Raw genomic sequence first — 17,404 nt, forward strand, 5'->3', positions numbered from 1 at the left:
GATTTGAAGATGGCTGAACCACGTTTCGTACACCTGCGGGTGCATAGCGACTACTCCATGATCGATGGGCTGGCAAAGACCGGGCCGCTGGTAAAAAAGGCGGCCTCGCTTGGCATGCCTGCGCTGGCGATCACCGATTTTACCAACCTGTGTGGCCTGGTGAAGTTCTACGGAACGGCGCATGGCGCAGGATTAAAGCCCATCGTCGGTGCGGATTTTCATGTGCAGAGCGACCTGCTCGGCGATGAGATGACGCAAATTTCCGTGTTAGCCATGAATAACACGGGCTATCAGAATCTCACTCTGCTGATCTCAAAAGCCTACCAGCGCGGCTACGGCGCACTGGGTCCATGGATTGACCGCGACTGGCTGGCAGAGCTGAACGAAGGTTTGCTGCTGATCTCCGGTGGTCGTATGGGGGATGTCGGCAAATGTCTGCTGCGCGGTAACAACGCGCTGGTGGATCAGTGCGTCTCGTTCTACGAAGAGTATTTCCCGGATCGCTATTACCTGGAGCTGATCCGTACCGGGCGTGCGGACGAAGAGAGCTATCTGCATGCGGCCGTCGCCCTGGCGGAAGCGCGTGGCCTGCCTGTAGTGGCCACCAACGATGTGCGCTTCCTTGAGGCGGGCGATTTTGACGCGCATGAAATTCGCGTCGCTATCCACGACGGCTTCACCCTCGACGATCCGAAACGCCCGCGCAACTACTCATCGCAGCAGTACATGCGCAGCGAAGAGGAGATGTGTGAGCTTTTCTCGGACATCCCGGAAGCGCTGGAAAACAGCGTAGAGATTGCCAAGCGCTGTAACGTCACCGTGCGTCTCGGCGAATACTTCCTGCCGCAGTTCCCGACGGGCGACATGACCACCGAAGATTTCCTGGTCATGAAATCGAAAGAGGGTCTGGAAGAGCGTCTGGAATTCCTTTTCCCGGATGAAGCGGTCCGTAAAGAGAAGCGTCCTGAATATGACGAGCGCCTGGATATTGAACTCCAGGTGATCAACCAGATGGGGTTCCCTGGCTACTTCCTGATCGTGATGGAGTTCATCCAGTGGTCGAAGGATAACGGCGTGCCGGTAGGCCCGGGCCGTGGTTCCGGTGCCGGCTCGCTGGTGGCGTACGCACTGAAAATCACCGACCTCGATCCGCTGGAATTCGACCTGCTGTTCGAACGTTTCCTCAACCCGGAACGTGTCTCCATGCCCGACTTTGACGTCGACTTCTGCATGGAAAAACGCGACCAGGTGATTGAGCACGTGGCCGATATGTACGGTCGTGATGCGGTTTCACAGATCATTACCTTCGGGACGATGGCGGCGAAAGCGGTTATCCGCGACGTGGGCCGCGTTCTGGGCCACCCGTACGGTTTTGTCGATCGTATCTCTAAGCTGGTGCCGCCCGATCCGGGCATGACTCTGGCGAAAGCCTTTGAAGCTGAACCTCAGCTGCCGGAAATCTACGAAGCCGACGAAGAGGTCAAAGCGCTGATCGACATGGCGCGCAAGCTGGAAGGCGTCACGCGTAACGCCGGTAAGCATGCTGGGGGCGTGGTTATCGCCCCGACCAAAATCACCGACTTCGCGCCGCTGTACTGCGATGAAGCGGGCCAGCATCCGGTCACCCAGTTCGACAAGAACGACGTGGAATACGCCGGGCTGGTGAAGTTTGACTTCCTCGGCCTGCGTACGCTGACCATCATCAACTGGGCGCTGGAGATGATCAACGCCCGTCGCGAGAAGAACGGCGAACCGCCGCTGGATATCGCGGCTATCCCGCTTGATGACAAGAAAAGTTTCGACATGCTGCAACGCTCGGAGACGACAGCCGTCTTCCAGCTTGAATCCCGCGGCATGAAAGATTTGATTAAGCGTCTGCAACCAGACTGCTTCGAAGATATGATCGCGCTGGTGGCCCTGTTCCGTCCGGGGCCGTTGCAGTCGGGGATGGTGGATAACTTTATCGACCGTAAGCACGGGCGCGAAGAGATTTCTTACCCGGACGTGCAGTGGCAGCATGAAAGCCTGAAACCGGTACTGGAGCCAACCTATGGCATCATCCTGTATCAGGAACAGGTGATGCAGATCGCCCAGGTACTTTCGGGTTATACCCTTGGCGGCGCAGACATGCTGCGTCGTGCGATGGGTAAGAAAAAGCCGGAAGAGATGGCCAAGCAGCGCTCCATCTTTGAAGATGGAGCGAAGAAAAACGGCATCGATGGCGAACTGGCGATGAAAATCTTCGACCTGGTGGAGAAATTCGCCGGGTACGGATTTAACAAATCTCACTCCGCCGCCTATGCTTTGGTTTCGTATCAGACACTGTGGCTGAAAGCTCACTATCCCGCTGAGTTTATGGCAGCGGTAATGACTGCTGATATGGACAACACCGAGAAGGTGGTTGGCCTGGTGGACGAGTGCTGGCGCATGGGGCTGAAGATCCTGCCGCCGGATATTAACTCGGGCCTGTATCATTTTCACGTTAACGATGACGGGGAAATCGTCTATGGGATCGGCGCGATCAAGGGCGTGGGTGAGGGTCCGATCGAGGCGATCATTGAAGCGCGTAACAACGGCGGCTACTTCCGTGAGCTGTTCGATCTGTGCGCCCGTACCGATACCAAAAAACTGAACCGCCGCGTGCTGGAAAAACTGATCATGTCCGGCGCGTTTGACCGTCTGGGGCCACACCGCGCCGCGCTGATGAACTCGCTCGGCGATGCGCTGAAGGCGGCCGATCAGCATGCGAAAGCGGAAGCCATTGGCCAGGCGGATATGTTCGGCGTGCTGGCGGAAGAGCCAGAGCAGATCGAGCAGTCCTATTCCAACTGCCAGCCGTGGCCAGAACAGGTAGTGCTGGATGGAGAGCGGGAAACGTTAGGTCTGTACCTGACGGGACACCCGATCAACCAGTATCTTAAAGAAATTGAGCGCTATGTCGGCGGCCACAGGCTTAAAGACATGCATCCGACAGAACGTGGTAAAATCACCACGGCTGCGGGGCTCGTGATTGCTGCAAGGGTAATGGTCACCAAGCGCGGCAATCGTATCGGCATCTGTACCCTGGATGACCGTTCCGGGCGTCTGGAGGTGATGTTGTTCACCGACGCGCTGGATAAATACCAGCAATTGCTGGAAAAAGACCGCATACTTATCGTCAGCGGACAGGTCAGCTTTGATGACTTCAGCGGGGGGCTTAAAATGACCGCCCGCGAAGTGATGGACATTGACGAAGCCCGGGAAAAATATGCTCGCGGGCTTGCTATCTCGCTGACGGACAGGCAAATTGATGACCAGCTTTTAAACCGACTCCGTCAGTCTCTGGAACCCCACCGCTCGGGGACCATTCCAGTACATCTCTACTATCAGAGGGCGGATGCACGCGCGCGGTTGCGCTTTGGTGCAACGTGGCGTGTCTCTCCGAGCGATCGTTTACTGAACGATCTCCGTGGCCTCATTGGTTCGGAGCAGGTGGAACTGGAGTTTGACTAATACAGGAATACTATGAGTCTGAATTTCCTTGATTTCGAACAGCCGATTGCAGAGCTGGAAGCGAAAATCGATTCTCTGACAGCCGTGAGCCGTCAGGATGAAAAACTGGATATTAACATCGACGAAGAAGTGCATCGTCTGCGCGAAAAAAGCGTAGAACTGACGCGCAAAATCTTTGCCGATCTCGGCGCATGGCAGATCGCCCAGCTGGCGCGACATCCACAGCGTCCGTACACCCTGGATTATGTCCGCCTGGCGTTTGACGAATTTGACGAACTGGCAGGCGACCGCGCATACGCTGACGATAAAGCTATCGTCGGCGGTATCGCGCGTCTGGATGGACGTCCGGTGATGATCATTGGTCATCAGAAAGGCCGTGAAACCAAAGAGAAAATCCGTCGTAACTTCGGTATGCCAGCACCAGAAGGCTACCGTAAGGCCCTGCGTCTGATGGAGATGGCTGAGCGTTTCAATATGCCAATCATCACCTTCATCGACACGCCGGGTGCTTACCCGGGGGTTGGTGCCGAAGAGCGCGGTCAGTCTGAAGCCATCGCACGCAACCTGCGCGAGATGTCTCGCCTGAAAGTGCCGGTCATCTGTACCGTTATCGGTGAAGGTGGGTCCGGCGGTGCGCTGGCAATTGGCGTGGGCGATAAAGTGAATATGCTACAGTACAGTACCTATTCCGTTATCTCTCCGGAAGGCTGTGCCTCCATCCTGTGGAAAAGTGCCGTTAAAGCGCCGCTGGCTGCTGAAGCGATGGGCATCATTGCCCCACGTCTGAAAGAGCTGAAGCTGATCGACACCGTTATCCCTGAACCGCTGGGTGGCGCGCATCGTAAGCCGGAAGTGATGGCTGCTTCCCTGAAAGCGCAGCTGCTGGCAGACCTGGCGGACCTGGACGTGCTGAGCACAGAAGATCTGCTCAACCGTCGTTATCAGCGTCTGATGACCTACGGTTACGCGTAAGCCTCACAATTATCCTAAAAGCCGCACATTGTTGCGGCTTTTTTTATACCTGCCGTTTACCTTAACTATGCTTATCTGATGTTTTTCAAGGAGGTAAACCATGAACATCATTGCCATCATGGGGCCACACGGCGTCTTTTATAAAGACGAACCCATCAAGGAGCTGGAGCAAGCCCTTAAAGCACGCGGATACCAGCTGATCTGGCCGCAAAACAGCGCCGACCTGCTGAAATTTATCGAACACAATCCGCGCATCTGTGGCGTGATATTCGACTGGGACGAATACGACATGGAGTTGTGCAGCGATATCAATAAGCTCAACGAATATCTTCCGCTGTACGCCTTTATCAACACTCACTCGACCATGGACGTGAGCGCGCACGATATGCGTATGGCGCTGTGGTTCTTCGAATACTCACTCGGCGTTGCCGAGGACATTGCAACCCGCATTCAGCAGTACACCGGTGAATACCTCGATAACATCACACCGCCGTTTACGCGCGCATTGTTCACCTATGTGAAAGAAGGGAAGTACACCTTCTGTACGCCAGGCCATATGGCGGGAACGGCCTATCAAAAAAGCCCGGTGGGATGCCTGTTCTACGATTTCTTCGGCGGTAACACGCTGAAGGCGGACGTGTCGATTTCGGTCACCGAGTTAGGCTCTCTGCTGGATCATACCGGCCCGCATCTGGAAGCCGAAGAGTACATCGCCCGGACCTTTGGCGCCGAGCAAAGCTACATGGTGACCAACGGTACCTCAACCTCGAACAAAATCGTCGGGATGTACGCCGCGCCTGCCGGCAGTACGCTGCTGATTGACCGAAACTGCCATAAATCACTGGCGCATTTGCTGATGATGAGCGATGTGGTGCCGCTCTGGCTGTCTCCCACGCGTAATGCGCTGGGGATCCTCGGCGGCATTCCTCGCCGTGAGTTCGCGCATGAAGCCATTGAGAATAAGATCGCGGCTATCCCCGAGGCAAGCTGGCCTGTGCATGCGGTGATCACCAACTCCACCTATGACGGGCTGCTTTACAACACGAACTGGATCAAGCAGACGCTGGACGTGCCGTCGATTCACTTTGACTCCGCGTGGGTGCCTTACACTAATTTCCACCCGATTTACTCGGGTAAAAGTGGGATGAGCGGCGAGCGGGTGTCGGGCAAGGTGTTCTTCGAAACGCAGTCGACGCACAAAATGCTGGCCGCGTTTTCCCAGGCGTCTCTCATTCACATCAAGGGTGAGTACGACGAGGACACCTTCAACGAAGCTTTCATGATGCACACGACCACGTCGCCAAGCTACCCGCTGGTGGCGTCCATCGAAACGGCGGCGGCGATGCTGCGCGGTAATCCGGGTAAACGCCTGATCAATCGTTCGGTGGAGCGGGCGTTGCATTTCCGAAAAGAGGTTCAGCGACTTAAAGATGAAGCGGACGGCTGGTTCTTTGATATCTGGCAGCCGGAAGAGATTGATGAGGCAGAATGCTGGCCCGTCGCGCCGGGGGAGAGCTGGCACGGTTTTCGGGATGCTGATGCGGACCACATGTTCCTCGATCCGGTTAAGGTGACAATCCTGACGCCGGGCATGGATGAGCAGGGTGTGATGGGTGAGGAAGGGATCCCGGCTGCGCTGGTGGCGAAGTTCCTTGATGAGCGCGGCGTGGTGGTGGAGAAAACCGGCCCCTATAATCTGCTGTTCCTGTTCAGCATAGGGATCGATAAAACCCGTGCGATGGGGCTGCTCCGGGGACTGATGGAGTTTAAGCGCGCATACGATCTGAACCTGCGGGTGAAGAACATGCTGCCGGATCTCTACGCGGAAGATCCTGACTTCTACCGCAATATGCGTATTCAGGATCTGGCCCAGGGGATCCACAGGCTGATCCGCCAGCACGATCTGCCGCGCCTGATGTTGCAGGCATTTGATGTTCTGCCTGAAATGAAGCTGACGCCGCACAGGGCGTGGCAGCGCCAGGTGAAAGGGGAGGTTGAAACCGTTGAACTGGAGAACCTGGTCGGGCGGGTATCGGCCAACATGATCCTGCCTTATCCGCCAGGCGTGCCGCTGCTGATGCCGGGTGAAATGATCACCGAGGAGAGCCGGGCGGTGCTCGATTTCCTGCTGATGCTCTGTTCGGTGGGGCGCCACTATCCTGGCTTTGAAACGGATATTCATGGCGCGAAACGCGACGATAACGGCGTGTACTGGGTGAGAGTCCTAAAATAAAAGGGGCCGCTTGCCAGGGGCGGGTTGTCGGTTGTAACGTTCAGGACATCATAAAAAGGAGAAACTATGCTGGGTTTAAAAGCGGTTCATCATATTGCGATCATTGCCACCGATTATGCGAAAAGTAAGGCATTCTACTGCGACGTTCTCGGTTTTACGCTGTTGAGCGAGGCCTACCGTGAGGAGCGCGACTCCTGGAAAGGCGATCTGGCGTTAAACGGTCAATATGTGATTGAGCTGTTCTCTTTTCCTTTCCCGCCAGCGCGTCCTTCACGCCCGGAAGCCTGCGGCCTGCGCCACCTGGCCTTCAGCGTCGATGACCTGGACAGCGCGGTAAAACATCTGGAAGCCCACGGCGTGGCCTGCGAAGCGATTCGTGTCGATCCCTTTACCGATAAACGTTTCACTTTTTTCAACGATCCGGACGGCCTGCCGCTGGAGCTTTATCAGCAGTAATCGCCGTCATGTGTGATAATGCCCGTTCAGTTCGGGCATTTTTTATGTGTAATTTCCTATGACCTTACCCGCTATCGCGCACGCCGTTTCACCCTACCGCCAGCTGCTGGTGGGGTTCAGCGGTGGCCTGGATTCCACCGTTTTGCTGCACCGCCTTAAGCTCTGGCGCGACCGTGAGCCTGACGTCCAGCTGCGGGCGATGCATATCCATCACGGCTTAAGCCCCCATGCCGACGACTGGGTGGCGCACTGCGAAGCGGTGTGCTCAGGGTGGGAGATCCCGCTGATCGTTGAACGCGTCACGCTTGAGGATGAGGGGCTGGGTATTGAGGCGCAGGCGCGGAAAGCCCGCTACGCCGCGTTTTCTGGCGCATTACAGCCTGGAGAAGCGTTGGTCACCGCGCAGCATCTGGACGACCAGTGCGAGACGTTTTTACTGGCGCTCAAGCGGGGCAGCGGGCCTGCGGGTTTATCCGCCATGCCTGAGCGCGCTGATTTTGCTGAAACAGAGCTCATCCGCCCGCTGCTGGGTGAGACGCGCGCATCACTGGAAGCCTGGGCGCAGCAGCATCATCTGTGCTGGATTGAAGACGACAGCAATCAGGACGACAGTTACGACCGTAACTTCCTGCGCCTGCGCGTCTTACCGCTGCTGAGTGAGCGCTGGGCGCATTTTTCCGAAGCGGCGGCCAGAAGCGCCATGCTGTGTGCTGAACAGGAAAGCTTGCTGGATGAGTTGCTCAGCGGGGAGCTGAATACACTGATTACCGCTGACGGTGCCCTGAACGTTGCGCCGTTGAAGGTGATGAGCCCCGTGCGTCGGGCTGCTCTGATTCGCCGCTGGCTGGCTTACCACCGTGCGGTTATGCCGTCCAGGGCGATGCTCAACCGTATCTGGGAGGAAGTTGCACAGGCGAGGGAAGATGCCGCACCGTGTATACACCTGAATGGTTATGACGTCAGGCGTTATAAAGGGCAACTCTGGTGGGTAAAATCTGTGCCGTCGCTGGCTGGCGTTGTGCTCGGCTGGCCGTCGCCGGAAAAAGCATTAACGCTACCGATGAATGCCGGTGTCGTTGCGTTAAGTCATTCGGGCAATGTGCGTCTACCTGAGCCGGACGAGAACGTTACCATACGCTTCAGGGCCAGCGGCATGCTGCATATCGTCGGTCGTAACGGCGGGCGTAAGCTGAAGAAAATCTGGCAGGAACAGAACGTTCCGCCCTGGCGACGTGATACCACGCCGCTTCTGTTTTACGGCGACACGCTCATCGCGGCGGCAGGGGGGTTCATCACTGAAGAGGGGTGGGCTGAAGCGGGTGTTAATTTTGAATGGAAAGCGTAACGGGCAGCCTGGCTGCCCGTTGGTTATCAGGATTCGCTCACCACGACGGTGCCGATTTCCGGATGGCTGAAACTGGCAATTTTGTCGAGGCGTAGCTCACGCGTTGCACCTGCATCTTCCACAACCAGGTATTCCACATTTTTACGGGAAACCAGATCGCTGGCCTTTGCCTTTAGCACTTCGCCATCTTTTAGCTCCAGCGTCAGTATTAAATGATGCTGGCAGGCGAGTTCGAGGTTGTCATAGTCATCACAATTGATGGGTTGATAAGTATCATTCATCGACATAATCGCTCACCAGTAAATTCGCCGCAGCATACGCTGCTTTTTCCCTGACCGATTCAGAAAGGCTCTCATCAGAGGCCACTTCATTTAGCACGTTCAATACACAGCCCAACGCATCCGGAATGTACCCCAGATCTCCGCTGGCGATCTCCGCATACCGTCTGCGAATCAACTCACAATAATTATTCACATCACCTCCTGCCAGCGTACTGACTTACTGTGAGATATCATTAAGCCTACGAAGTTAAACTCGGTTTAGCAAGGTGACTATACCATACTCATTTAAGCAATATCAGCGCCTTGATAAGAGTGAGCCACCACCTCGTAACAGCCTTTTGCCGCGGTTTTCGCTACAATGTACGCCTGATTCGAAAGGAGTTCTCTCATGGCGCTGAAAGCGACTATTTATAAAGCTGTGGTCAATGTGGCGGATCTTGACCGTAACCAGTTTCTGGATGCGTCATTGACGCTGGCGCGTCACCCTTCTGAAACCCAGGAGCGCATGATGCTGCGCCTGCTGGCGTGGATTAAGTATGCCGACGAGCGTCTGCAATTTACCCGTGGTTTAAGCGCGGAAGATGAACCGGAAGCCTGGCTGCGCAACGATCATCTGGGTATCGATTTATGGATTGAGCTTGGCCTGCCGGATGAACGCAGGATCAAAAAGGCCTGCACCCAGTCTGCTGAAGTGGCGTTGTTTGCCTACAACCAGCGCGCGGCGGAGATCTGGTGGCAACAAAATAAAAATAAATGTGCGCAGTTCAAAAATCTCACCGTCTGGTATCTGGATGATGAACAGCTGGCGCAGTTGAGTGCGTTCGCCAGCCGGACGATGGCGCTACAGGCAACAATTCAGGACGGTGCCATCTGGCTTTCCGATTCTCAGAATAATCTGGAAATTCATCTCACGGCCTGGCAGCCCGCATCATGATTGTATTGTCCCGAAATGTCAGCATCCCTGATAACGAGCTGGAGATCACCGCTATCCGGGCCCAGGGCGCAGGGGGGCAGCACGTTAACAAGGCCTCAACGGCTATCCATTTGCGCTTTGACATTCGGGCCTCCAGCCTGCCAGAGTATTATAAAGAAAGCCTGCTTGCCGCCAGCCATCACCTGATCACCAGCGAGGGTGTGATAGTGATTAAAGCGCAGGAGTATCGCAGCCAGGAGCTTAACCGGGAAGCGGCAATTGCCCGGCTGGTCGCGGTCATCAAAGAGCTGACGGCTGTACAAAAAAGTCGCCGGGCAACACGTCCAACGCGGGCATCGAAAGAACGTCGGTTGTCATCGAAGGCGCAGAAATCCACCGTAAAATCACTGCGTGGCAAAGTCCGTCACCCATAATGTGACGAAAGGGTTACCCTTTTCATAAGGAAAGTATTGTGAAAAAAGCATTATTATCAGCGCTGGCCGTGACAAGCCTGTTTGCGCTTTTTGGCTGTAATAACCGTTCGGAAACGCAGGTACTACAGCCAACGCAAAATGAAGAATTAAAGCCGATGCAGCAAAGCTGGCGCGGCGTATTACCGTGTGCAGATTGCGAGGGCATCGAAACCTCTCTGTTCCTGCAAAAAGATGGCACCTGGGTCATGAACCAGCGTTACCAGGGGGCGAAAGAACCGTCTTCTTTTGCATCTTATGGAACATGGGCGCGTACGGCTGAAAAGCTGGTATTGACGGATACCACGGGCGATAAAACTTATTTCCGCGCCAAAGGCGAGGGGATGGAGATGCTCGATCGCGAAGGCAATCCGATTGAATCCCAGTTCAACTACACGTTGGCCCCGGTGAAAGCGACCCTGCCAGCCACCCCAATGGCAATGCGAGGGATGTATTTCTACATGGCGGATGCGGCGATCTTCACGGACTGTGCAACCGGGAAGAAAGTCAGCGTGGCGAACAATGCCCAGCTGGAGCGAGACTACGCCGTCGCGCGCGGCAACGACAGTAAGCCCGTGTTGCTGACGGTTGAAGGGCATTTTACGCTGGAGCCAAACCCGGATAGCGGTGAGCTGGTGAAAACGCTGGTGGCAGATAAAGACGCGAAGTTTGCTGCGGGGAAAGACTGCGACAGTAAATAAGATATAGCCATTAAAAAACCCCGCACTGGCGGGGTTTTTTGTTTCTTAACCTTTGATGGCTTTCACCAGGTAATCAAGAATATCGCCCGTCTTGATCATCTGTTTTTCGCCGTTGCGACGGTATTTGTATTCAATCTCGTCGCTGTCGAGGTTACGGTCGCCAATGACGATGGTGTGTGGAATACCGATAAGTTCCATGTCAGCAAACATCACGCCAGGACGCTCTTTACGGTCATCCATCAGCACGTCGATACCTTTCGCGCTCAGCTCAGCGTAGAGTTTCTCAGCCAGCTCCTGCACGCGGTAAGACTTGTGCATGTTCATTGGCAGGATCGCTACCTGGAACGGCGCGATGTTATCCGGCCAGACGATTCCGCGTTCGTCATAGTTCTGCTCGATAGCGGCAGCAACAACGCGCGTTACGCCAATGCCGTAGCAGCCCATGGTCAGAACCTGGTTACGACCATCTTCGCCCTGAACGGCAGCGTTCATTGCGCGTGAGTACTTATCGCCCAGCTGGAAGATGTGGCCTACTTCGATACCGCGTTTGATCATCAGGGTACCCTTGCCGTCCGGGCTTGGATCGCCTGCGACCACGTTACGGATGTCAGCCACTTCCGGCGTCGCCACGTCCCGATCCCAGTTGATGCCGAAGTAGTGTTTACCGTCGATGTTTGCGCCCGCAGCGAAGTCGCTCATCGCCGCAACGGTGCGGTCAATGACCACCGGAACAGGCATGTTCACCGGGCCCAGAGAACCAGGACCTGCATTCACCACGGCGCGGATCTCCGCTTCCGTTGCGAAGGTCAGCGGGCTGGCAACCTGCGGTAGCTTCTCGGCTTTCACTTCGTTCAGCTCGTGATCGCCTCGTACCAGCAGGGCAACCAGTGGATAAGCGCTACCTTCAGCCGATTTCACCAGCAGGGTTTTCACGGTTTTTTCGATCGGCAGAGTAAACTGCTCAACCAGCTCGGCGATGGTTTTCGCGTTTGGCGTATCAACCAGCGTCATCTCTTGCGTTGCCGCGCCGCGTGGTTCTTTTGGTGCCAGCGCTTCTGCAAATTCGATGTTCGCGGCGTAATCAGAGGAGTCAGAGAAGATCACATCGTCTTCGCCGCTCTGCGCCAGAACCTGGAATTCATGGGAGGCGCTACCGCCGATTGAACCGGTATCAGCCTGTACAGCACGGAAATCCAGCCCCATGCGGGAGAAGATTTTACTGTAGGCCGCGTACATTTTGTCGTAGGTCTCTTGCAGCGATTCCTGAGAAGTATGGAAAGAGTAAGCATCTTTCATCAGGAACTCGCGAGAACGCATGACGCCAAAGCGTGGACGCACTTCGTCACGGAACTTGGTCTGGATCTGGAAGAAGTTCAGCGGCAGCTGTTTGTAAGAGCTCAGCTCGTTACGGATCAGATCGGTGATCACTTCTTCATGCGTTGGGCCGAGGACGAATGGACGATCGCCACGATCGGCAATACGCAGCAGTTCAGGACCGTACTGCTCCCAGCGACCGCTCTCCTGCCACAGTTCAGAGGGCTGAACGACCGGCATTAACACCTCGATAGCACCGGCGTTGTTCATCTCTTCACGCACGATGTTTTCGACTTTTTTCAGGACGCGCACGCCGGTCGGCAGCCAGGTGTATAACCCGGAGGCCAGCTTGCGGATCATCCCGGCGCGCAGCATCAGCTGGTGGCTGATCACCTCGGCGTCGGCAGGTGTCTCCTTCAGAGTGGAGAGCAGATATTGGCTAGTACGCATGTTGTTACGGTTCCATTTCGACGATTGGAACAGGCTGAAACACCAGCCTGACACAAAAAAAGTGGTTTAGTTTACCAGTGTGGCAAAGATGCCAAAAGAGAGGAGAACAAAATTACCTGGGTTCCAGGGCAAACACTTCAAAACCCGCCGCAGTCACGCGCCAGCGCACGTTAAAGTCCAGCAGCCAGACGGCGTACGTTTTCCCGGCTTCCTCTTCTTTACGGTAGGCGGGACGGGGGTCCTGCGCCAGCACTTCAACGATAAAGTCACGCAGACGTGGATAACGCTTTTCCAGCTCGCTGATTTGCGTCGTTATTTCAGACGTGAAGTGAACCGGCATATCTGCCTGCGGTGCGTCCTGAGCATAGCTTGCCCGAGCATCCGGCAGCGCTTCGGCGAAGGGCAGGTAAGGCTTAATATCTATGACCGGTGTGCCATCAACCAGGTCAAGGCTACCTAACTCCAGGATCACCTGATCTTTCTGACAACGTATGCCTTTCAGCTCGACCAGCGACATTCCGATGGGGTTGGGACGAAAGGTTGAGCGGGTGGCAAAGACCCCCATTCTGGCATTTCCGCCCAGACGAGGAGGACGCACAGTGGGACGCCAGCCGCCTTCCATGGTCTGGTGAAACACAAAGACCACCCATAAATGGCTGAACGCCTCGAGCCCGCGCACTGCATCGGCCTGGTTATACGGCGCGACAAGATGAAGCTCGCCGCCGCCGTGAATGACCAGACCCGGCTGACGCGGCACGGCGAACTTTTCTTTATAAGGGGAGCGGATAACGCCTATCTGCTCGAACTGAAATGAACTCATTTCGCCGTAATGTTAAGCGCAGAACCGATACATACCGCCTGACGATAGCAACCTGGTGTGCCGCTGGTGACTTCACAGCTGTGCAGCAACACCGCGTTGGCTTTCATTTTCGACGCGTTGATTTGCATACGCTTGCGGGCTGTCGGAATATTGGGTGGAGAGTCCTGATTCGTTGCCTGGCAGGATTCGCCGCTCACTTCGCCCAGTTCACGGAATGGCTTACCGACCAGCTCGTCGGCTTTGGTAATAATACGTACCGGCGCAGCGCGAGGCGCTTTCGGTTTTGCTGGCTCCGCTTTTGGCGGGGTTGCAGTGCTTTGAACAGGTTCAACAGGAGATCTGCTTAGCATAGAACAGCCGCTCAGCATCAGTGCTAAAAGACAGATCGGTAAAGCACGCATAATAATTCCTCAGTGGATAATCAAAACGTCAGATATTGAAGCAGTTGACCGCACAAATGACAAGACGGGCAAATGCCCGTCTTGATGATATTACACTGCCGGGAGATTACCAGCCTTTAACCGCGCCGCCGTTAAACACCTTATTGGCTTCCTGGTACACTTCTTCAGACTGATATGCCTGTATGAATTTCTTCACATTCTCCGCGTCTTTGTTGTCTTCGCGAGTCACGATCAGGTTGACGTACGGGGAATCTTTATCTTCAACGAAGATGCCATCTTTCGCTGGGGTCAGGCCGATCTGGCTGGCGTAAGTGGTGTTGATCACGGCCAGGGCGATCTGCGCATCGTCCAGAGAACGTGGCAGCTGTGGTGCTTCCAGCTCAACAATTTTCAGATTTTTCGGGTTTTCGGTTACGTCCAGAACGGTCGGTAACAGGCCAACGCCTTCTTTCAGTTTAATCAGGCCCACTTTCTGTAGCAGAAGCAGGGAACGGCCAAGGTTGGTTGGGTCGTTAGGGACGGCAACCTGTGAACCCGGCTGGAGTTCATCCAGAGATTTAATTTTCTTGGAGTAGCCGGCAATCGGGTAAACGAAGGTGTTACCGACAGCAACCAGTTTGTAGCCGCGATCTTTGATCTGCTGATCCAGGTACGGTTTATGCTGGAAGGCGTTAGCGTCAATGTCGCCTTTGCTCAGCGCTTCGTTCGGCAGAACGTAATCGTTGAAGGTCACCAGTTCAACGTCCAGGCCATATTTCTCTTTAGCGATTTTCTGCGCGGCCTCAGCAACCTGCTGTTCTGCACCGACGATAACGCCTACTTTGATGTGGTTTGGATCTTTTTCGTCCTGACCGCAACCCACCAGTGCCAGCGAGCCAATCAGTGCGCCTACTGCTGCGAAGGTCTTAAATTTAAACGCCATGTTATATCCTTAACTCGTCGAGTTTGTGTTGTTTGTAACGTTATTTATGCGTAACAGCCCGGACGATACGATCGCCAGAGAATTGAATTAAGTAAACCAGCACAACCAGCAATACCAGAACGGTATTCATTACGGTAGCGTTATAGCCAATATAGCCGTACTGATATCCAATCTGGCCTAAACCGCCAGCACCTACGGCGCCGCCCATTGCGGAATAACCGACCAGGGTGATAAGCGTGATGGTTGCTGCGTTCACCAGCCCAGGCAGCGCCTCTGGCAGCAGAACTTTGCGAACGATCTGCATTGGTGTTGCACCCATCGCGCGGGAAGCTTCAATCAGGCCTGTTGGGATTTCCAGCAGGGCGTTTTCCACCATACGGGCGATAAACGGTGCCGCGCCTACTGTCAGCGGGACAATTGCCGCCTGCAAACCAATCGACGTCCCGACGATCACGCGAGTAAACGGAATCATCCACACCAGCAGAATAATGAACGGAATAGACCGGAAAATGTTCACCAGCGCAGAGAGCGTGCGATACAGCTTCGCGTTTTCAATAATTTGACCCGGGCGCGTGACGTACAGCAACACGCCGACCGGCAGCCCAATCACAAAACCAAAGAAGCCCGATACGAAGGTCATTGCCAGCGTTTCCCAAACGCCGCGAACCAGTAGCCACATCATCGGCTCAGACATAACCCAGTACCTCTACTTTTACGTGATGTTCTTGCAGCCAGGCAATTGCCGCCTGGGTTTCTTCCTGTGTGCCGTGCATTTCCGTCAGCATAATGCCGAACTTCACGCCACCGGCGTAGTCCATCTGCGCGCTAATAATGTTGTTATTCACGTTAAAGCGACGCGCGGTTTCGGACAGCAGCGGTGCGTCAACGGACTGGCCCGTGAACTCCATGCGCAGCATCGGGACGCTGTCAGGCGTTGCGTCTGTTTTTAAACGTTCCAGATAATCTTCCGGAATATCAAGATGCAGTGTGGACTGAATGAACTGCTGAGCCAGCGGCGTTTTCGGGTGCGAGAAGACTTCGCTCACCGTGTCCTGCTCAATCAGCTCACCGTTGCTGATGACTGCTACACAGTCGCAGATACGTTTCACTACATCCATTTCATGTGTAATAAGGAGGATAGTCAGGCCCAGACGACGGTTAATGTCTTTTAACAGTTCCAGAATAGAGCGCGTGGTAGCCGGATCTAATGCGCTGGTGGCTTCATCGCACAGCAGCACTTTTGGGTTGCTTGCCAGCGCGCGAGCGATTGCTACTCGCTGTTTTTGCCCGCCGGACAGATTTGCCGGGTAGCTGTCATGTTTATCACCCAGACCAACCAGATCGAGCAGTTCGGTGACGCGACGCGTAATTTCTTCTTTTGGTGTGTTATCAAGCTCCAGGGGTAACGCAACGTTACCGAAAACGGTGCGTGAGGCCAGCAGGTTAAAGTGCTGGAAAATCATGCCAATCTGGCGACGCGCTTTGGTGAGTTCTTTTTCTGAGAGAGCGGTAAGCTCCTGGCCGCCAACTTCTACGCTGCCCTGGGTTGGGCGCTCAAGCAGGTTAACACAACGGATCAGCGTACTTTTACCTGCACCCGATGCGCCAATGACGCCATAAATCTGACCAGCAGGCACATGCAGGCTGACGTTGTTCAGCGCCTGAATGGTTCGGTTCCCCTGCTGGAACACTTTGGTGATATTGGAAAGTTTAATCATTAGATTATTTTTATCGTAAGTAAGTTAGCCGTGGCATTTTCTTCTGCCAGATACGGGGAATGACCGTAAACAAAATGGATGTTAAGGCATCCAGACGTCTAAATCAATCCACCTCTTTGCGATGAGCACTTTATTGCGCTGCGATTCATGAGATACTAGCCGAACAAGCCTTTTTCAGGAGCAAACCGGTGGCAAAATCTGTACCCGCAATTTTTCTCGATCGTGACGGCACTATTAATGTGGATCACGGTTACGTCCATGAGATTGATGAGTTCGAATTTATCGAGGGCGTAATAGATGCCATGCGCCAGTTGAAAGAGATGGGCTATGCGCTGGTGGTGGTAACTAACCAGTCCGGTATCGCCCGGGGTAAATTTACCGAAGCGCAGTTCGAGACGCTGACGGAATGGATGGACTGGTCTCTGGCCGATCGCGGCGTCGATCTTGATGGCATCTATTATTGTCCGCATCACCCGCAGGGAAGTGTAGAGGCGTATCGTCAGACCTGCGATTGCCGTAAGCCACACCCGGGCATGTTTATCTCTGCACAGGAATTCCTGCACATTGATATGGCCGCATCTTATATGGTGGGCGATAAACTGGAAGATATGCAGGCAGCAGCAGCGGCAGGTGTAGGTACCAAAGTATTAGTGCGTACCGGTAAACCGGTCACCCCAGAAGCAGAAAATGCAGCCGACTGGGTGATAACTAGTCTGGCAGAACTGCCAAAAGAGATTAAAAAGCACCAAAAATAGGCGTTTTGGCGAAAAGGTGAGCGGTTGAAATAAAAATGCATTTTTCCGCTTGTCATTCCTCGGCGGCTCCCTATAATGCGCCTCCATCGACACGGCGGATGTGAATCACTTCACAGATAACCCGGTCGGCTGAAGAGAAAAAATCCTGAAAATCAGGGTTG

The 17,404-nt window shown here is 54.6% G+C and carries 17 protein-coding genes; 9 read left to right on the forward strand and 8 right to left on the reverse strand.

The genetic code is table 11. The features are described from left to right. Positions 1-9: 9 nt before the first annotated feature. The 5 genes from dnaE (at position 10) to tilS (ending at position 8,498) form a co-directional block, all read left to right on the forward strand. A complete protein-coding gene (dnaE, locus tag ACOTXL_RS10345; protein ID WP_003856156.1) occupies positions 10-3,492 on the forward strand; it encodes a DNA polymerase III subunit alpha in 3,483 nt (1,160 codons plus the stop codon). A gap of 12 nt (positions 3,493-3,504) precedes the next feature. Beyond that, positions 3,505-4,464 carry an acetyl-CoA carboxylase carboxyl transferase subunit alpha gene (gene accA, locus ACOTXL_RS10350; RefSeq protein WP_410031824.1) on the forward strand — a complete coding sequence of 320 codons (960 nt, stop codon included), beginning with the start codon at positions 3,505-3,507 and terminating at the stop codon, positions 4,462-4,464. Between the two features lie 100 nt (positions 4,465-4,564). Continuing rightward, positions 4,565-6,697 carry a lysine decarboxylase LdcC gene (locus ACOTXL_RS10355; protein WP_045350389.1) on the forward strand — a complete coding sequence of 711 codons (2,133 nt, stop codon included), beginning with the start codon at positions 4,565-4,567 and terminating at the stop codon, positions 6,695-6,697. A gap of 66 nt (positions 6,698-6,763) precedes the next feature. Next, a complete protein-coding gene (locus tag ACOTXL_RS10360; protein ID WP_003856151.1) occupies positions 6,764-7,153 on the forward strand; it encodes a VOC family protein in 390 nt (129 codons plus the stop codon). A 58-nt stretch (positions 7,154-7,211) separates the two neighbouring features. After that, positions 7,212-8,498, forward strand: a complete 1,287-nt coding sequence (gene tilS / locus ACOTXL_RS10365) for a tRNA lysidine(34) synthetase TilS (RefSeq protein WP_045350388.1) — start codon at positions 7,212-7,214, stop codon at positions 8,496-8,498. 26 nt (positions 8,499-8,524) lie between these two features. Here the strand turns inward: tilS and rof are convergent, their stop codons facing one another. Together rof and ACOTXL_RS10375 are read right to left on the reverse strand one after the other, a co-directional pair. After that, positions 8,525-8,785 carry a Rho-binding antiterminator gene (rof, locus tag ACOTXL_RS10370; protein ID WP_003856148.1) on the reverse strand — a complete coding sequence of 87 codons (261 nt, stop codon included), beginning with the start codon at positions 8,783-8,785 and terminating at the stop codon, positions 8,525-8,527. Next, a complete protein-coding gene (locus ACOTXL_RS10375; RefSeq protein ID WP_003856146.1) occupies positions 8,772-8,972 on the reverse strand; it encodes a YaeP family protein in 201 nt (66 codons plus the stop codon). The genes rof and ACOTXL_RS10375 overlap by 14 nt, the downstream gene beginning before the upstream one ends. A 195-nt stretch (positions 8,973-9,167) precedes the next feature. Between ACOTXL_RS10375 and ACOTXL_RS10380 the strand changes: the two genes are divergently transcribed. From ACOTXL_RS10380 to nlpE, 3 genes are read left to right on the forward strand one after another with little or no spacing between them, the layout of a single operon-like run. Then, positions 9,168-9,713, forward strand: coding sequence for a YaeQ family protein (locus tag ACOTXL_RS10380; RefSeq protein WP_003856144.1), 546 nt, complete (start codon positions 9,168-9,170; stop codon positions 9,711-9,713). Beyond that, a complete protein-coding gene (gene arfB, locus ACOTXL_RS10385) occupies positions 9,710-10,126 on the forward strand; it encodes an alternative ribosome rescue aminoacyl-tRNA hydrolase ArfB (protein WP_003856142.1) in 417 nt (138 codons plus the stop codon). The genes ACOTXL_RS10380 and arfB overlap by 4 nt, the downstream gene beginning before the upstream one ends. Positions 10,127-10,164: 38 nt before the next feature. Beyond that, positions 10,165-10,863 (forward strand): envelope stress response activation lipoprotein NlpE, encoded by a 699-nt coding sequence (gene nlpE, locus ACOTXL_RS10390; RefSeq protein ID WP_045350387.1) that lies wholly within the window; start codon positions 10,165-10,167, stop codon positions 10,861-10,863. Positions 10,864-10,908: 45 nt separating this feature from the next. Here the strand turns inward: nlpE and proS are convergent, their stop codons facing one another. The 6 genes from proS to metN form a co-directional block, all read right to left on the reverse strand. After that, positions 10,909-12,627, reverse strand: a complete 1,719-nt coding sequence (proS, locus tag ACOTXL_RS10395) for a proline--tRNA ligase (protein ID WP_003856138.1) — start codon at positions 12,625-12,627, stop codon at positions 10,909-10,911. A gap of 112 nt (positions 12,628-12,739) precedes the next feature. After that, positions 12,740-13,447 (reverse strand): tRNA (N6-threonylcarbamoyladenosine(37)-N6)-methyltransferase TrmO, encoded by a 708-nt coding sequence (tsaA, locus tag ACOTXL_RS10400; RefSeq protein ID WP_032661668.1) that lies wholly within the window; start codon positions 13,445-13,447, stop codon positions 12,740-12,742. Further along, entirely contained in the window at positions 13,444-13,848 is a 405-nt protein-coding gene (gene rcsF / locus ACOTXL_RS10405; RefSeq protein ID WP_003856133.1) for an Rcs stress response system protein RcsF, read from the reverse strand. Before rcsF ends, tsaA begins: the two co-directional genes overlap by 4 nt. A gap of 106 nt (positions 13,849-13,954) precedes the next feature. Continuing rightward, positions 13,955-14,770 carry a methionine ABC transporter substrate-binding lipoprotein MetQ gene (gene metQ / locus ACOTXL_RS10410; RefSeq protein WP_003856132.1) on the reverse strand — a complete coding sequence of 272 codons (816 nt, stop codon included), beginning with the start codon at positions 14,768-14,770 and terminating at the stop codon, positions 13,955-13,957. Between the two features lie 40 nt (positions 14,771-14,810). Beyond that, positions 14,811-15,464, reverse strand: coding sequence for a methionine ABC transporter permease MetI (locus ACOTXL_RS10415; RefSeq protein ID WP_003856130.1), 654 nt, complete (start codon positions 15,462-15,464; stop codon positions 14,811-14,813). After that, entirely contained in the window at positions 15,457-16,488 is a 1,032-nt protein-coding gene (gene metN / locus ACOTXL_RS10420; protein WP_032608553.1) for a methionine ABC transporter ATP-binding protein MetN, read from the reverse strand. The genes ACOTXL_RS10415 and metN overlap by 8 nt, the downstream gene beginning before the upstream one ends. A gap of 188 nt (positions 16,489-16,676) precedes the next feature. Between metN and gmhB the strand changes: the two genes are divergently transcribed. Next, positions 16,677-17,243, forward strand: a complete 567-nt coding sequence (gene gmhB, locus ACOTXL_RS10425; protein ID WP_017383733.1) for a D-glycero-beta-D-manno-heptose 1,7-bisphosphate 7-phosphatase — start codon at positions 16,677-16,679, stop codon at positions 17,241-17,243. Positions 17,244-17,404: the final 161 nt, after the last annotated feature.

Source organism: Enterobacter cloacae complex sp. IR5402, assembly GCF_049238125.1.
Taxonomy (GTDB): domain Bacteria; phylum Pseudomonadota; class Gammaproteobacteria; order Enterobacterales; family Enterobacteriaceae; genus Enterobacter; species Enterobacter hormaechei_C.

Bases quoted from the DNA above. Each gene is read 5' to 3' on its own strand.
- dnaE (WP_003856156.1), top strand. From the start codon at position 10: ATGGCTGAACCACGTTTCGTACACCTGCGGGTGCATAGCGACTACTCC.
- accA (WP_410031824.1), top strand. From the start codon at position 3,505: ATGAGTCTGAATTTCCTTGATTTCGAACAGCCGATTGCAGAGCTGGAA.
- ACOTXL_RS10355 (WP_045350389.1), top strand. From the start codon at position 4,565: ATGAACATCATTGCCATCATGGGGCCACACGGCGTCTTTTATAAAGAC.
- ACOTXL_RS10360 (WP_003856151.1), top strand. From the start codon at position 6,764: ATGCTGGGTTTAAAAGCGGTTCATCATATTGCGATCATTGCCACCGAT.
- tilS (WP_045350388.1), top strand. From the start codon at position 7,212: ATGACCTTACCCGCTATCGCGCACGCCGTTTCACCCTACCGCCAGCTG.
- rof (WP_003856148.1), bottom strand. From the start codon at position 8,785: ATGTCGATGAATGATACTTATCAACCCATCAATTGTGATGACTATGAC.
- ACOTXL_RS10380 (WP_003856144.1), top strand. From the start codon at position 9,168: ATGGCGCTGAAAGCGACTATTTATAAAGCTGTGGTCAATGTGGCGGAT.
- arfB (WP_003856142.1), top strand. From the start codon at position 9,710: ATGATTGTATTGTCCCGAAATGTCAGCATCCCTGATAACGAGCTGGAG.
- proS (WP_003856138.1), bottom strand. From the start codon at position 12,627: ATGCGTACTAGCCAATATCTGCTCTCCACTCTGAAGGAGACACCTGCC.
- tsaA (WP_032661668.1), bottom strand. From the start codon at position 13,447: ATGAGTTCATTTCAGTTCGAGCAGATAGGCGTTATCCGCTCCCCTTAT.
- rcsF (WP_003856133.1), bottom strand. From the start codon at position 13,848: ATGCGTGCTTTACCGATCTGTCTTTTAGCACTGATGCTGAGCGGCTGT.
- metQ (WP_003856132.1), bottom strand. From the start codon at position 14,770: ATGGCGTTTAAATTTAAGACCTTCGCAGCAGTAGGCGCACTGATTGGC.
- ACOTXL_RS10415 (WP_003856130.1), bottom strand. From the start codon at position 15,464: ATGTCTGAGCCGATGATGTGGCTACTGGTTCGCGGCGTTTGGGAAACG.
- metN (WP_032608553.1), bottom strand. From the start codon at position 16,488: ATGATTAAACTTTCCAATATCACCAAAGTGTTCCAGCAGGGGAACCGA.